Below are 14406 nucleotides of genomic sequence, written 5' to 3' on the forward strand. Positions count from 1 at the left end.
GGGCACGGCCCGGCGCTACCGGGCTGGCTGCGCGGCCTCATCACCCCAAGGCGGCGGCGGCAGGTCGACCGGCTTGCTCAGATCGAACTGCACGCGGAAGCGGCGGCCGTCCGGGCGCGTCAGCTCGTAGACGAACGTCTGGTCGGGATCGATTTCCATCGCCCAGGTGTTGTGCGTGGAGGCCAGCATATCGGCGCGGCGGAACATCGCCACCGAATCGGCATCGGCCGGGAACTGCTGGCGCTCGGCAGTGCCCGGCGGCGTGCTGTCGCCACCGTACAGGGTGATCGCGTCGGGGCTGCCGTCTTCGTGGCGATGGTCGTGCTTCAGGCGCAGCCCGTTCGGCGTGCGGATCAGCACCCACGTACGCGAGTGGTCATCCCCCACGTGGAACGGGATGCGCAGCTCATGCGCCGGATCGGCGCAGCCGCGCACATGCATCACCAGGCGCTGCCCGGCGAACGGGTCCTTCCCTGTCGGCGCCGGCGTGTCCTCCACCACCTTGCCGGCGTAAGCCTGGCCGCAATGCGCGGCGATGGCGGCCATGAAGGCATCGGCCGGTGCGGTCGCCAGATCATGGGCGACCGTGTCGGAGCGCTGCGTACAGGCAGCAAGGCTGAGCAGGAGGACGGAAGCGGTGACGGCGGCAGGCAGTTTCATACCCCAACCCTAACGGCCATGGCCGAAGTGCGCAAACCGCACGCGCAGCATCCGCTCAGCGATCGAGGGCAGATGCCGCCGGCAGTGTTTCTGTGGCTGCCACCGGCGCGGCTTCGCCTTCACCCGCAGGTTCCTGCTCGACCGGATCGACATCGAACGGGGTACGGAACACCAGCGACGGCAGCAGCGTGGTCAACGCCGCATACAGCAACAGCGCGCCGAACAGCACCGCCGGAATCTGGAAGCGCTCGCGCATGATCGCCGCCAGCACCAGGGTGAAGATGAGGGTCGGAGCCAACGCCAGCGAGACCCGCAGGCTGCTGCGGAAGCTCTCGCCGAACATGACCCGGCGCTGCAGCCAGACCACGCCGATGCGCAGCGGCAGCACCACCAGGGTGATCACGATGCCCAGCCCCAGGGCCTCGAAGCTGAGCGCTTCGGCGGGCACCTTGGTGCCGGCGTTGAAGAAGTAGAACGGCACGAAGAACGAGGCGAACAGGCGCAGCGCATGCAGGTTCTCGTGCGAGGCCAGCAACGGCATGCGCTGGTGCAGCAGGCGCGCGACCAGCCCGGCGATGAACGCGCCGACCAGGTAGTACACGCCCAGCAGGTAGGTGATGTAGGCCGCGACCATGCCCACCATCACCAGCAGCGAGAATTCCGAGCCCGGCGCGTGCGGCGCCACCCAACGGCCCAGGCCGATGAACAGCAGCGGCAGGCCGACCATCATCGCCAGCAGGGCCAGGCTGGACAGCGCCATATGCCCCGGATCGCCCGCCTGCAGCACGATGAACAACGCCGCCAGCGCCAGCAGTTCGCCGGCGATGGCCTTGCTGGTCACCCAGAACCGCTCGTCCTCGCTCAGGCCCAGCCGCGACAGCGAATCCATGATGAAACCGGTGGAGGGCGTCAGCAGCGCCAGGGCCAGCAGGCCGGCAGCCTGCCAGGGCAATCCCGCGTAGCGCCAGGCCAGCCAGCCTACGCCGAACAGCGTGCCGGTACGGATCACCAGATGCGCCAGCAGCGGCCACATGCCACGGCGCAGCGCCTGCAGGTCCACTTCCAGGCCGGCGAACAGGAACAGCGAGGAAATCCCCAGCGTGGCCAGCAGGCCGATCACCGCATCGTGGGCCTGGTCGCCCAGCCAGAGCATGCCGATGATGCCGAACAGCAGGCAGGTCAGTGGTGCGGGCAGGCTGAAGCGCTGCAGCGCGCGCGGGATCACCAGCAGCGCGAAGATCAGCAGCAGGTAGATCAACTCATGGCTCATCGGGGTCTTCCGTGGGGTTCGAACGCGCGCAGGATGCGCGCGCCGAACCGATCCGGCAAGCCACGTTTGAATGACCCCGGTTACCTCATCCAATCAGTCGATCGGCGATCCGGCCCACCTGGGCCAGCACCAGGGCGCGCTGCTCATTGCTGATCGCACCGGCCTGCAGATAGGCGGTCAGCACCCACGGTGCGCCGCCCGCGCGCGGCCACAACACGGCGATGTCGTTGCGCGCGTCCTCGCCATTGCTGCCGGTCTTGTCGCCAACGCGCCAGCGCTTGCCGAGGCCCGCGCGCAGGCAGGCGTCGCCGGTCTCGTTATCGATCAGCCAGTCGGCCAGCTGCTGCCGCGACGCCGGCTGCAGCACTTTCCCCAGCACCACACGCTGCAGCGAACCAGCCATCGCCGCCGGTGTGGTGGTGTCGCGCGGGTCGCCTTCGGCGAAGCTGTTCATTTCCGGCTCCAGCCGGTCGCTGCGGCTGACCGCATCACCGCTGGCGCGCAGGAACGCGGTCACCGCCGGCGGGCCACCGACCACGCCGAACAACAGGTTGGCGGCGGTGTTGTCGCTGGTGATGATCGTGGCCCGGCACAGGTCGCGCACGGTCATATCCTTGCCGGCATGACGGCGGGTGACCGGTGCGTGCGAGAGCAGGTCGGCCTCGCGCACCGGTACGCGCCGGTCGAGCAGCGCGGGTGCGCGCTCGGCCTGGCTGAGCACGGTCGCGGCCAGCATGCTCTTGAAGGTGCTGCACATCGGGAAGCGCTCGTCCTGGCGATGGCCGACGCGGCGACTGCTTGCGGTATCGAGCAGGGTCACGCCCAAGCGTCCTGCGCAGGCCTTTTCCAGCGCGGCGAAATCACCGGCGGCGTTGATGGCGGTGTCTGTGGGTGCGTTGGCGGCGGCCTTGCCCGCTGCACGTGCCAGCAACGGCAGGGCAAGCGAAGAAGCAACAGCGGCACCACTGAACTGCAGGAATCGGCGACGGGCGAGCATGCGGGGGTTCTCCTGGGGACCGTTCGATTATTGGAACCCACGGCCAGGACGACCAGCGCGAAAATTCAGCACCAGCCATTAGATTTATTGATGTCTATTGCATCAATTCCTGCGATTAGCGGCCTTCCCTGCCCAGGCGTTAGGATCAGCCATCATCCAGGCTCACGACTCGACGATGCTGCATCCCACCCTGCCACTGAACGCGCTGCGCGCCTTCGAGGCCGCCGCCCGCCACCAGAACTTCACCCGTGCCGCGCTGGAGCTGTGTGTCAGCCAGGCCGCGCTGAGCCACCAGATCCGTGGGCTGGAGGACCGGCTCGGCATCCGCCTGTTCCACCGACTGCCTCGCGGCGTGGCGCTCACCGACGAAGGCGCGGCGCTGTATCCGGTGCTCAACGAATCGTTCGAGCGCATCTCCGCCAGCATTGCGCGCTATACCGGCGGGCCGGCCCGTGAAGTGCTGACGCTGGGCGTGGTCGGCACCTTCGCCACCGGCTGGCTGCTGCCACGGCTGGCCGCATTCGAGGCCGCGCACCCGGACGTCGAGCTGCGCCTGCAGACCCACAACAACCGCATCGACCTGGCCGGCGAAGGCCTGGACCTGGCCATCCGGTTTGGTGATGGCGATTGGCAGGGCCAGGCCTGCACGGCGATCCTCGACGCGCCGTTCGCGCCGCTGTGCGCGCCGGCACTGGCGCGGCGGCTGAAACAGCCGCGCGACCTGGGCACGCTGCCGCTGCTGCGCTCCTACCGCAGCGACGAATGGCCGCGCTGGTTGCAGGCGGCAGGAGTGAGTGGCGTGGAAGCCCGCGGGCCGGTGTTTGATTCGTCATTGACAGTGGCGATGGCCGCGGTCGGCGGCGCCGGCGTGGCGCTGCTGCCGCTGCGCATGTTCGAGCAGGAGCTGGCCGAAGGTCGCCTGCTGCAGCCGTTCAGCACCACGCTGGAGCTGGGGCGCTACTGGCTGACGCGATTGCGCTCGCGCGCCGAGCGTGAACCGGCGAAGCGTTTCCGCGAGTGGCTGCAGGCGCAGGGATGAAACGCAGGCGACGTGGGTAGCGCCGGGCCATGCCCGGCGGCTTTTGCGATCCGTTGCGCTCGCCGGGCATGGCCCGGCGCTACCGATGGCATCAGGACTCCAGCAGTTCCATCCAGGCCGCTTCGGCCTTTTCAAGCTGCGCGGCGGCGGTTTCGCGGTTACGGCCGATCACCGCCATGCGCGTGGCATCGGCGTAGTTGGCCGGGTCGGCCAGCTGGCGGTCCAGCTCGGCCAGCGCGCCTTCCAGCTCGGCTACCTTGGCCTCGGCGGCGGCCAGCTTGTGCGGGTTCACCGGCTTTTTCTGCACTACCTGCGCCACCGGCGCGGTCTTGACCACCACCGGCTCTTCCACCTGCTCCATGCGGGCCTTGGTCCCCTGTGCCTGCGGGCGGGTACGCAGCCACGCGGCGTAGGCATCCAGATCGCCGTCGAACGGCTCGACCACGCCATCAGCCACGCGCCAATAGGTATCGCAGACCAAGCCGATCAGGTGGCGGTCATGCGAGACCATCACGATCGCGCCTTCGAAGGTGGCCAGTGCTTCGGCCAGCGCTTCGCGCATTTCCAGATCAAGGTGGTTGGTCGGTTCGTCCAGCAGCAGCACGTTCGGCTGCTGCCAGGCGATCAGCGCCAGCGCCAGGCGTGCGCGCTCGCCACCGGAGAAGCCGTCGACCGGCTCGAACGCGCGGTCACCCGGGAAGTTCCACTTGCCGAGGAAGTCGCGGAACGACTGGTTCGGTGCGTCCGGGGCGATCTCGCGGAAGTGCTCCATCGGCGACTGGCCTTCGTGCAGCGACTCCACCGTGTGCTGGGCGAAGTAGCCGATCTTCAGGTCCGGGTGCGCCATGCGCTCGCCGACGATCGGCGCCAGTTCACCCACCAGGGTCTTCACCAGGGTGGTCTTGCCGGCGCCGTTGGGGCCGAGCAGTCCGATGCGCTGGCCCGCTTCCAGACCGAAGCCGACGTTGTGCAGGATCACCGCGTCCTTGCCGTAGCCGGCCTCGACGTGGTTCAGGCGGATCAGCGAGAACGGCAGCTTGGCCGGCGGCGCGAACTCGATACGGAACTCACGCTCGGCGCGCACCGCTTCGGTGCCGGCCAGCTTGGCCAGGCGCTTCATGCGGCTCTGCGCCTGCGCGGCCTTGCTGGCCTGCGCCTTGAAGCGGTCGATGAAACTCTGCAGGTGGGCACGCTCGGCCTGCTCCTTCTCGTGCGCGATCTGCTGCTGGCGCAGCTGTTCGGCGCGCTGGCGCTCGAAATCGGTGTAGCCGCCCGGGTAGAGTTTGGCGCCGCCACCGTGCAGGTGCAGGGTGTGGGTGGCCACGTTGTCGAGGAACTCGCGGTCATGCGAGATCAGCAGCAGGGTGCCCGGGTACTTCAGCAGCCACTGCTCCAGCCAATACACCGCGTCCAGATCCAGGTGGTTGGTCGGTTCGTCCAGCAGCAGCAGGTCACTGGGCATCATCAGCGCGCGGGCCAGGTTCAGGCGCACGCGCCAGCCGCCGGAGAACGAGGACACCGCGCGATGGTGGGTCTCGGCCGGGAAGCCGAGGCCATGCAGCAGCTTGCCGGCGCGCGCTTCGGCGTCGTAGGCATTGAGCTCGGCCATCTTCGTGTGGGCTTCGGCCACCGCTTCCCAGTCTTCACGGGCGGTGGCCTCGGCCTCGGCGGCCAGCACCGCGGCCACGTCGATGTCGCCGCCCAGCACGAAGCTCAGCGCCGGGTCGGGCAGCGACGGGGTTTCCTGGGCAACGCTGGCGATGCGCACCTTGCCGGGCAGATCGACATCGCCCTTGTCCGCCTCCAGCTCGCCCTTCACCGCCGCGAACAGGCTGGACTTGCCAGCACCGTTGCGGCCGACCACACCCACCCGGTAACCGGCGTGCAGGGTCAGGTCGACATTGGACAACAGCAGCCGCTCGCCGCGGCGCAAGGCGAAATTACGAAGGGAGATCATCGGGGGAGGCGTCCATATAACCGAATGGAATGTGCTGGTGAGCACTGTTCCTGCGACGCAATTCTAGCGTTAACGAATACTTGACGCGCCCCGGGATGCGCAGCGGCCGGCGTTTCTCTCTCCCACGTCCTCGCCGCGCGCCTCCCGGGCCCCTCCCCGCAAGCTCCGATCCGGGCTAAATGGTTGCTTCTGCAACGTTTTTCCCGATGACCGGCATTTGACAGCCACTGAATATCCCGTTAATTCCTGCTTTGCGCACCGCAACAACCGCCGTCCGCCTCACCCCCGTGATGTCGATTCCGGTGCCGCCCCCGCCAACCGGAGCCCCATCCCGATGACCCGCAAGACCAGCCTGATCGCCGCCGCCGTCGCTGTCGCACTCGGTGGCTCTCCGTTCGTTGCCGCTGCCCAGCAGGCCGGCACCGCCGCCAACACCCTGGACACGGTGATCGTCACCGGCACCCGCGTGGCCGACCGCACGGTCGCCGAGTCGCAGTCGCCGATCGACATCATCACCCCCGAAGCCCTGCAGTCCACCGGCACCAGCGAACTGGCCACGGCGCTGTCGCGCGCCCTGCCCTCGCTGAACTTCCCGCGCCCGGCCCTGACCGATGGCACCAGTGGCGTGCGCCCGGCGCAGCTGCGCGGCCTGTCGCCGGACCAGGTGCTGGTGCTGGTCAACGGCAAGCGCCGCCACACCTCGGCGATGATCAACGTCAACGGCAGCATCGGCCGTGGCTCGTCGGCGGTGGACATCAACGCGATCCCGATCGCTGCCATCGAGCGCGTGGAAGTGCTGCGCGACGGCGCGTCGGCACAGTACGGCTCGGACGCCATCGCCGGCGTCATCAACATCGTGCTCAAGGGCAGTGGCAGTGGCGGCAGCCTGGCGGTGGACTACGGCCAGTACTCGGCCGGCGACGGCAACAAGTACCAGCTGTCCGGCGATACCGGCGTCGAGTTCGGCAACGGCCGTGGCCGCGTGCACGTGGCCGGCCAGATCAGCCAGCAGGACGAGAGCAACCGTGCCGGCCCGTACCGCGGCACCACGCCGAATACCGGCAACTTCCCGAGCATCGGCCAGAAGACCTTCATCGTCGGCGACCCGCGCGTGGATGCCACCGCCGCCTCGGCCAACGCCAGCTTCGACTTCAGCGACCACGTGACCGGCTACGCCAGCGCGCTGCTCAGCAACCGCGACATCACCTCGTTCGCGTTCTACCGCTCGCGCAACCACAGCGGGCAGAGCGCGCTGCTGGCGCAGACCTACCCGGATGGCTACGTGCCGGAGATCAACCAGTATTCCAAGGACCGTTCGCTGGTGGCCGGGGTCAAGGGCAACACCGACAACGGCTGGACCTGGGACCTGAGCCTGAACCATGGCGAGAACACCCTCGATTTCCACACCCGCAACAGCATCAACTACAGCCTCGGTGCGACCAGCCCGCGCTCGTTCTACGACGGCACGCTGAAGTACCAGCAGGACATCTTCAACGCCGACCTGACCAAGTCGCTGGACTGGGGCCTGGCCTACCCGGTCACGCTGTCCTTCGGCGGTGAGTACCGCAAGGAGAAATGGGACCAGAAGCCGGGCGAGCTGAACTCGTACACCGGCAGCGGCGCGCAGGGCTTCGCGGGCTTCACCCCGACCAATGAAGTGCATGCCGACCGCCACAACTACGCGGTCTATGCAGGCCTGGAAGCGGACCTGACCGAGAAGTTCTCGGCGGGCATCACCGGCCGCTACGAGGACTACTCGGACTTCGGCGACCGCTTCTCCGGCAAGCTGTCGGCGCGCTACGCGTTCACCGACAAGGTCGCGCTGCGCGCTACCGCGTCCAGTGGCTTCCGCGCACCGTCGCTGGCGCAGCAGGGTTACCAGGCCGTCACCAGCCAGTTCCTCAATGGCGTGTTCGTTGAACGCGGCACCTTCCCGACCACCAGCCCGGCCGCGCAGGCGCTGGGCGCCTCGCCGCTGAAGGCCGAGACCTCCACCTCCTACAGCCTGGGCCTGGTGCTGCAGCCGGTGGACCGCCTGTACATCACCGTCGATGCCTACCAGATCGACATTGATGACCGCATCGCGCTGTCGTCCAGCATCACCACCAACGCCGCCACCAGCGCGCTGCTGGGGACCCTCGGCCTGCCGCAGGTGACCGCGTTCTCGTACTTCACCAACGGCCTGGATACGCGCACCCGCGGCGTCGACTTCGTGTCCAGCTACACCGTGCCGTTCACGGCCAGCAGCCTCGAGCTGACTGCGGCCTACAGCTACAACGACACCGAAGTGCGCCGCGTCGGCGGCACCCCGGCGGTGTTCGGCACGCTGGGCCTGACCCAGTCGCTGATCGGCCGAGATGAGATCGGCCGCATCGAGGGCAGCTACCCGCGCGACAAGGCGATCCTGAGCGGCACCTGGCGTTCGGACCACTGGGAACTGGGGCTGGCCGCCACCCGCTACGGCAAGTTCACCGTGCGCAACTCGGCCACCGCGCTGCGTGACCAGACCTACGGCGATGCATGGGTGGTGGATGCCTCGGCCAGCTACAAGCCGAGCAGCAACTGGACCCTGACCGTGGGCGCCGACAACCTGCTGGACAAGTACCCGGACCGCACCGAGGACCTGCAGAACTCCACCTTCGGCATGCTGCCGTACAGCAACTACTCGCCGTTCGGCTTCAACGGCGCGTATGTGTATGGGCGGATCAAGTACACCTGGTAAGGGGTAGTGCCGGCCGCTGGCCGGCAACTCCTAGCCACATCTCTCACACCCGCCGGAGTGATCCGGCGGGTGTTTTGTTATGTGCTGCGGGCAAGATCAGCCGCGCGGCTGGCAATTGGACGTGCGATGACCTTCTGCGATCACACGGACAGACTCGAGACAGTTGTCCAGACTGTCAAAATTCACGTTCACTTGAAGACCAGGGAGCATCCAGCTCGCGCTGCCAAATGTCTGTTCATCGTGCCAACGACTGGCCCTTTGGCCAATGCGCTCTTCGAGAATGGACGGCGGATCATCGAACTGAAGACCGAATGGCAGCGACCCAGCCCAGGCTCTTGAGTTTCCCAATCGATCGCGGATGAAACTGATACCCGTGCATACCGGATGGCCACCGGGCGTGCCCCGCTTGCTGTCGAAGTAAAGGATGAAGCCATGCTCGTCGGCTCTATCGACGACCTCCCTGCTCGACTCCGCCATCAGACTCGCAAGACCAAACTCCCGGAACACTGCCCGGAAATCAGCATCCTCGGTCGATCTGCCGAGGACAGCGAGCACCTGCTCCGCTGAAGGGTACTCGCGCGTTGCCGGTGCGCAAGCCAATGGACGCATGGGAATTCCCAAGCTGATATCAAAGATCCCACACGCTCCTGCCTGCTTGATGCATCCAGCCTGATACGTCAGACGAATGCGGTAGTCAGGCAACCACCACGCGTCACGCCTGCCGGCGTGCAAGCTATCTCCGAAGCCCGCCGTGGCGAGCCTCTCGCGAGCTGTCGTCCTGTCGTCCTCCCATTGCAGGCCAAACGGCAGATCGCCTTCGTACCTGCGCATGACATCTGGAATGCCTGCCGTCACCGCAACGTTGGTGAAGATCAGCTCACCGCTCTTACCGTGCGAAGCAACGGATCGCCCGTTCCAGTAGTTGCGCTCGCTGAAGGAGAACAGCATGCCCTGCCCGCTCACACGCAGAATCGCCTCGTAAGGGCTTTTTGCAGGATGGGCCAGCTCTGGCCTTCGCCTGACGCCAAGCGATTGCAGCACCGTTGTGACGGCTGGGTCAGTGGCGTTTCTGCCAAACAGCGCTGTTACTGCCTGGATGTGCACCATATTTGTTGGAAGAATCATGGAAGCCCCACTGTCCATTCGAGCGGGTTGCGCATACGCCGCGATTACGCTTGGCTATGAGTACGGTCCACCGGAATGCCAACGGATACGCAGCGAATCGAATCTCCGGGACCGGAAAAATCCACCGTAAGCTCCAGACCGCTGACCCACCAGATATCCACTTCTCCAGAAAAGCCCATCTCGACAGCGTTCCCTGCACCCAGAACGGCAAGTCGCTCCCTGACATGTGGACGCAGCATGGAAAAGCTCACTCCGTGGGGTAAAGACCCAGCGTAGGCCCGCTTGTTTTTCCTGACTCCCCAGAAGATCGCGTCGGTCAGCACCCATGGGCCATCGTCCAGATCGTGATACGGAATGTCCTTCAGTAGTCCGATGTCCTTGAATTCCAACTGCAGCGAACCCTCGCTGTCGGTCCATATTCGCCTTCCGGCCAAGTTGAACGGATAGCGACGGAAGTCGACCTCGCCGATTTCCAGTTCAAGGAGCAACCGGGACATGGAAGCAGAACTCGTGTCCTGGCCTACCGCCTGAATCACTACGTCAATGTCGGGAAGCTTCATGCGGTCATCCACCCATGCAGTCTGAAGAGAGCAGGCCCCGCCTGGTTGGCAAGCAGAAGGGGCAATGAGCACATGGTGACGCGTGCGGGGCTCGGGAAAACTTCGGCCAGACCTCAGGCGTCCTGCCCAGAACGCGCGCCTCCAGAATGACTTCCCACCCTCGTATATCATTGGATGGACTGAAAAACCTTGGCGCACAGGGGCAAAGGGTCCTGCGATGGCACCGCCGCGTATCGAACCCATCCCCTTCCCGTGCCTTTCTCGGGTGGCGTCGGCCTGGCTGCGGTTCACGGTCCAGAGCCACTGGCCACCCCAAACAGGTCCGATTCCGACAGCGCCACCCTCGACCGCCCCGCACACGCCAGGTCGGACGCCGACCACTGATGGCTCCGCCCACGCAACGATCCGATACGCTGGCCCGGTTTGCCGTATCTGGCCGCATCGGTGAAAATCGGGGCATTCCCCCGATTTCCTGCGAGTGCCGATGCACCATGACACCGACCTGATCAACATCGTTGCCGTTGGCCTGGGGCTCGCCTTCATCTTCGGCGCGCTGGCCAACAAGCTCCGCTTGTCCCCTCTGGTCGGTTACCTGGTTGCTGGCATCTGCGTAGGCCCGTTCACCCCCGGCTTCGTCGCCGACCAGGCGCTGGCCAACCAGCTGGCCGAACTGGGCGTGATGCTGCTGATGTTCGGTGTCGGCCTGCACTTCTCGCTGAAGGACCTGATGGCGGTCAAGGCCATCGCCATTCCCGGTGCCGTCGGCCAGATCGCAGTGGCCACCCTGCTCGGCTGGGGCGTGGCCTCGCTGATGGGCTGGCCGGCCATCCATGGCGTCATCTTCGGTTTCTCGCTGGCCACCGCCAGTACCGTGGTGCTGCTGCGGGCGATGGAGGAGCGGCGCCTGCTGGAGACCATGCGCGGCAAGATCGCGGTCGGCTGGCTGATCGTCGAAGACCTGGCCTGTGTGCTGGCGCTGGTGATGATGCCGGTGATGGCCGGGGTGTTCGGCCCTGACGCGGCCAAGGAATCGCATTCGCTGGGCAGCGTGTTGGCCGACATCGGCTGGACCTTCGTGCAGCTGGGCCTGTTCGTGGCGGTGATGCTGGTGGTCGGGCGCCGGGTCATTCCGTGGATCCTGGAACGCATCGCCGGTACCGGTTCGCGCGAACTGTTCACCCTGTCAGTGCTGGCGATCGCGCTGGGCGTGGCGTTCGGCTCGGCCATGTTGTTCGGTGTCTCGTTCGCGCTGGGCGCGTTCTTCGCCGGCATGCTGCTCAACGAATCGGAGCTGAGCCACAAGGCCGCGACCGATTCGCTGCCGCTGCGCGATGCGTTCGCGGTGCTGTTCTTCGTCTCGGTCGGCATGCTGTTCGACCCCAACATCCTCGTCCAGCACCCGTGGCAGGTGCTGGCCACGGTGCTGATCATCATGTTCGGCAAGTCGGCCGCCGCATTCTTCATCGTGCGCGCGTTCGGTCACCCGACCAGCACCGCGCTGACCATCTCGGCCAGCCTGGCGCAGATCGGCGAGTTCGCCTTCATCATCGCCGGCCTGGGCGTGGCACTGCAGATCCTGCCGAAGGAAGGCCAGTCGCTGGTGCTGGCCGGTGCGTTGGTATCGATCATGCTCAACCCGCTGGTATTCGGGCTGCTGGACCGTTGGCAGGCCAAGCAGGAGCAGTCACCCCAGGCCGCCGAGCCCGAAGAGGCCACCGGTCCCTCACGTGACCTGCATGACCACGCCATCGTGATTGGTTATGGCCGCGTGGGCAGCGAACTGGCGCAGGTGCTGCGCGATCGCGGCGTGCCGGTGCTGGTGATCGATGACAACAAGGAACACGTCGAGGCGGCGCACGCCAAGGGCCTGGCGGCGATCCGCGGCAGTGCGGCGGCCGACCGGGTGCTGGCCGAGGCCCATCCTGAGCGGGCGAAGATTGCGGTGCTGGCGATTCCGCAGCCGCTGGAAGCCGGTGAGGCGCTGGCCAAGCTGCGGGCGATCAACCCGGACCTGACCCTGCTGGCGCGCGCACACAGCGATGCGGAAGTGAAGCATCTGCTGGAACACGGTGCCGATGGCACGGTGATGGCCGAACGTGAGCTGGCGTATTCGCTGGCGGAGATGATCATGTCCACGCCGCCGTACCGGAATCTGGGGCAGCACAGCATTCCGGTGGTGTGAGGGGTGTGGGTGCGGCAGGGCTTGCAGCCCTGCACCTGCCAAGGCAACAGCAAAGGCAAAGGCAAAAGCTGACTATCCGTAGGATGGCGGGGTGGGTCCGGTTGCAGGGGACGCCGTGAATCCGTCCATGGAGGCTCGGTCGCGCCATCCATGGCGCTCACGCCCCTGCAACCGGACCCACCCCGCCTTCGACAGATTCCTGCGATCTGTCGGAACGGCGTTCTGCTCTGGTAGGTGCCGCCCTGGGTCGACACGTCGGCGCATGGGTCAGATCCGTTTTCCACAGGAAAACGGATCTGACCCCGGAAACAAAGAAGATCCCCGGTCGACCCGCATCGACCGGGGATCTGGATCGCCACGTTGCCATGCCTTGGAGAGGCAGTTCCACCGTAGCGCATCGCGGTGCCGGTGGTGATCGCCTGTGGCGATGACGACCAAGCGCGTGGCTATCAGGCGCCGGCCAGGGCCTGTTCCAGGTCGGCGCGCAGGTCGCCGATGTGCTCGATGCCGATCGACAGCCGCACGGTGTCCTCGCTGACGCCAGCCTTGGCCAGTTCGGCGGCATCCAGCTGGCGATGGGTGGTCGAGGCCGGATGGGTGGCCAGCGACTTCGCATCGCCCAGGTTGACCAGGCGGGTGAACAGCTTCAGCGCATCGAGGAAACGTGCACCCGCCTCACGGCCGCCGGGCAGGCCGAAGGTCAGTACGCCCGAGCCGTGTCCCCCCAGGTAGCGCTGCGCGGCGGCGTGCTCCGGGTCGTCGGCCAACCCGGCGTAGCGTACCCAGGCCACCTTGTCGTGCGCCTTCAGGTACTGCGCGACGGCCAGTGCATTGGCATTGATGCGCTCCATGCGCAGGGCCAGGGTCTCGATGCCCTGCAGGATCAGGAACGCATTGAACGGCGACAACGCTGCGCCGGTATTCCGCAGCGGCACCACGCGCGCGCGGCCGATATAGGCCGCCGGCCCCAGCGCTTCGGTGTAGACCACGCCGTGGTAGCTGGGGTCGGGTTGGTTGAGGCGGGCGAAACGCTTCGGCTGCGCGACCCAGTCGAAGCGGCCGGAGTCGATGATCGCGCCGCCGAGGCTGTTGCCGTGGCCGCCCAGGTACTTGGTCAGCGAGTGCACGACGATGTCGGCACCGTGCTCGAACGGGCGCAGCAGGAACGGTGTGGCCACCGTGTTGTCCACGATCAGCGGCACGCCGGCGGCATGCGCGACCTCGGCGATGGCGGCAATGTCGGTGACGTTGCCACGCGGGTTGCCGATCGATTCGACGAACACCGCCTTGGTGCGCTCGTCGATCAGCGCGGCGAACGCGGTCGGATCGGCGGGGTCGGCGAAGCGCGCCTGGATGCCGTACTGCGGCAGCGTATGCGCCAGCAGGTTGAGGCTGCCGCCATACAGCGCGCTGGAGGCGACGATGTTGTCACCGGCCTCGGCGATGGTCTGGATGGCATAGGTGATCGCGGCCTGTCCCGAGGCCAGCGCCAGTGCGCCGATGCCACCTTCCAGGGCGGCCAGGCGCTGCTCCAGCACGTCGGTGGTGGGATTCATGATGCGCGTGTAGATGTTGCCCGGCACCTTCAGGTCGAACAGGTCGGCCCCGTGCTGGGTGTCATCGAAGGCGTACGCCACCGTCTGGTAGATCGGCACCGCCACCGCGCGGGTGGTCGGATCGGGCCGATAGCCGCCATGCACGGCCAGGGTTTCCAGTTGCCACTGCGGGTCGCTCATTGCACCAGGCTCCATCCGGGGAAACCGCCACCATAGGCCAGCCGGGGCGTGGCACTGAGAGCCGCTGGCGATGACGTCCGTACCGCCGGTTATCAGGTTGGCCGCGATTCAGGCAGCCGTCATGGGCCGTTGCTAGGCTTCGCCGCCGGGCGCTCCTG

At 66.6% G+C, this 14406-nt stretch carries 10 protein-coding genes; 3 read left to right on the top strand and 7 right to left on the bottom strand.

What is annotated here, in order from left to right; genetic code table 11:
* Positions 1 to 15: 15 nt before the first annotated feature.
* From AC5P6E_RS00220 to blaL2, 3 genes are all read right to left on the bottom strand, one after another.
* Positions 16 to 660, bottom strand: a complete 645-nt coding sequence (locus AC5P6E_RS00220) for a hypothetical protein (protein ID WP_019337537.1) — start codon at positions 658 to 660, stop codon at positions 16 to 18.
* Positions 661 to 715: 55 nt separating this feature from the next.
* A complete protein-coding gene (locus tag AC5P6E_RS00225; protein ID WP_010481576.1) occupies positions 716 to 1930 on the bottom strand; it encodes a cation:proton antiporter in 1215 nt (404 codons plus the stop codon).
* 85 nt (positions 1931 to 2015) lie between these two features.
* Positions 2016 to 2927: a L2 family extended-spectrum class A beta-lactamase gene (gene blaL2, locus AC5P6E_RS00230; protein WP_019337536.1), complete on the bottom strand. Its 912-nt coding sequence runs from the start codon at positions 2925 to 2927 to the stop codon at positions 2016 to 2018.
* Positions 2928 to 3102: 175 nt separating this feature from the next.
* On the opposite strand from blaL2, the gene ampR reads away from it, so the two are divergent.
* A complete protein-coding gene (gene ampR / locus AC5P6E_RS00235; protein ID WP_019337535.1) occupies positions 3103 to 3966 on the top strand; it encodes a LysR family transcriptional regulator AmpR in 864 nt (287 codons plus the stop codon).
* A gap of 91 nt (positions 3967 to 4057) precedes the next feature.
* On the opposite strand, the gene AC5P6E_RS00240 is transcribed toward ampR, so the two are convergent.
* Positions 4058 to 5923 carry an ABC-F family ATP-binding cassette domain-containing protein gene (locus AC5P6E_RS00240; protein ID WP_019338701.1) on the bottom strand — a complete coding sequence of 622 codons (1866 nt, stop codon included), beginning with the start codon at positions 5921 to 5923 and terminating at the stop codon, positions 4058 to 4060.
* Positions 5924 to 6257: 334 nt separating this feature from the next.
* On the opposite strand from AC5P6E_RS00240, the gene AC5P6E_RS00245 reads away from it, so the two are divergent.
* The gene (locus AC5P6E_RS00245; protein WP_019338702.1) at positions 6258 to 8645 is read left to right on the top strand and encodes a TonB-dependent receptor domain-containing protein; all 2388 of its coding nucleotides are present in this window, start codon (positions 6258 to 6260) and stop codon (positions 8643 to 8645) included.
* Between the two features lie 96 nt (positions 8646 to 8741).
* On the opposite strand, the gene AC5P6E_RS00250 is transcribed toward AC5P6E_RS00245, so the two are convergent.
* Together AC5P6E_RS00250 and AC5P6E_RS00255 are read right to left on the bottom strand one after the other, a co-directional pair.
* A complete protein-coding gene (locus tag AC5P6E_RS00250) occupies positions 8742 to 9770 on the bottom strand; it encodes a hypothetical protein (RefSeq protein WP_237707052.1) in 1029 nt (342 codons plus the stop codon).
* Between the two features lie 44 nt (positions 9771 to 9814).
* Positions 9815 to 10330 carry a hypothetical protein gene (locus AC5P6E_RS00255; protein ID WP_019338704.1) on the bottom strand — a complete coding sequence of 172 codons (516 nt, stop codon included), beginning with the start codon at positions 10328 to 10330 and terminating at the stop codon, positions 9815 to 9817.
* Between the two features lie 484 nt (positions 10331 to 10814).
* Here AC5P6E_RS00255 and ybaL point away from each other — a divergent pair, with 484 nt between their 5' ends.
* Entirely contained in the window at positions 10815 to 12512 is a 1698-nt protein-coding gene (ybaL, locus tag AC5P6E_RS00260) for a YbaL family putative K(+) efflux transporter (protein ID WP_019338705.1), read from the top strand.
* 449 nt (positions 12513 to 12961) lie between these two features.
* On the opposite strand, the gene AC5P6E_RS00265 is transcribed toward ybaL, so the two are convergent.
* A complete protein-coding gene (locus AC5P6E_RS00265) occupies positions 12962 to 14248 on the bottom strand; it encodes an aminotransferase class I/II-fold pyridoxal phosphate-dependent enzyme (protein WP_019338707.1) in 1287 nt (428 codons plus the stop codon).
* Positions 14249 to 14406: the final 158 nt, after the last annotated feature.

Source organism: Stenotrophomonas sp. YJH_SMC_16 (assembly GCF_059367875.1).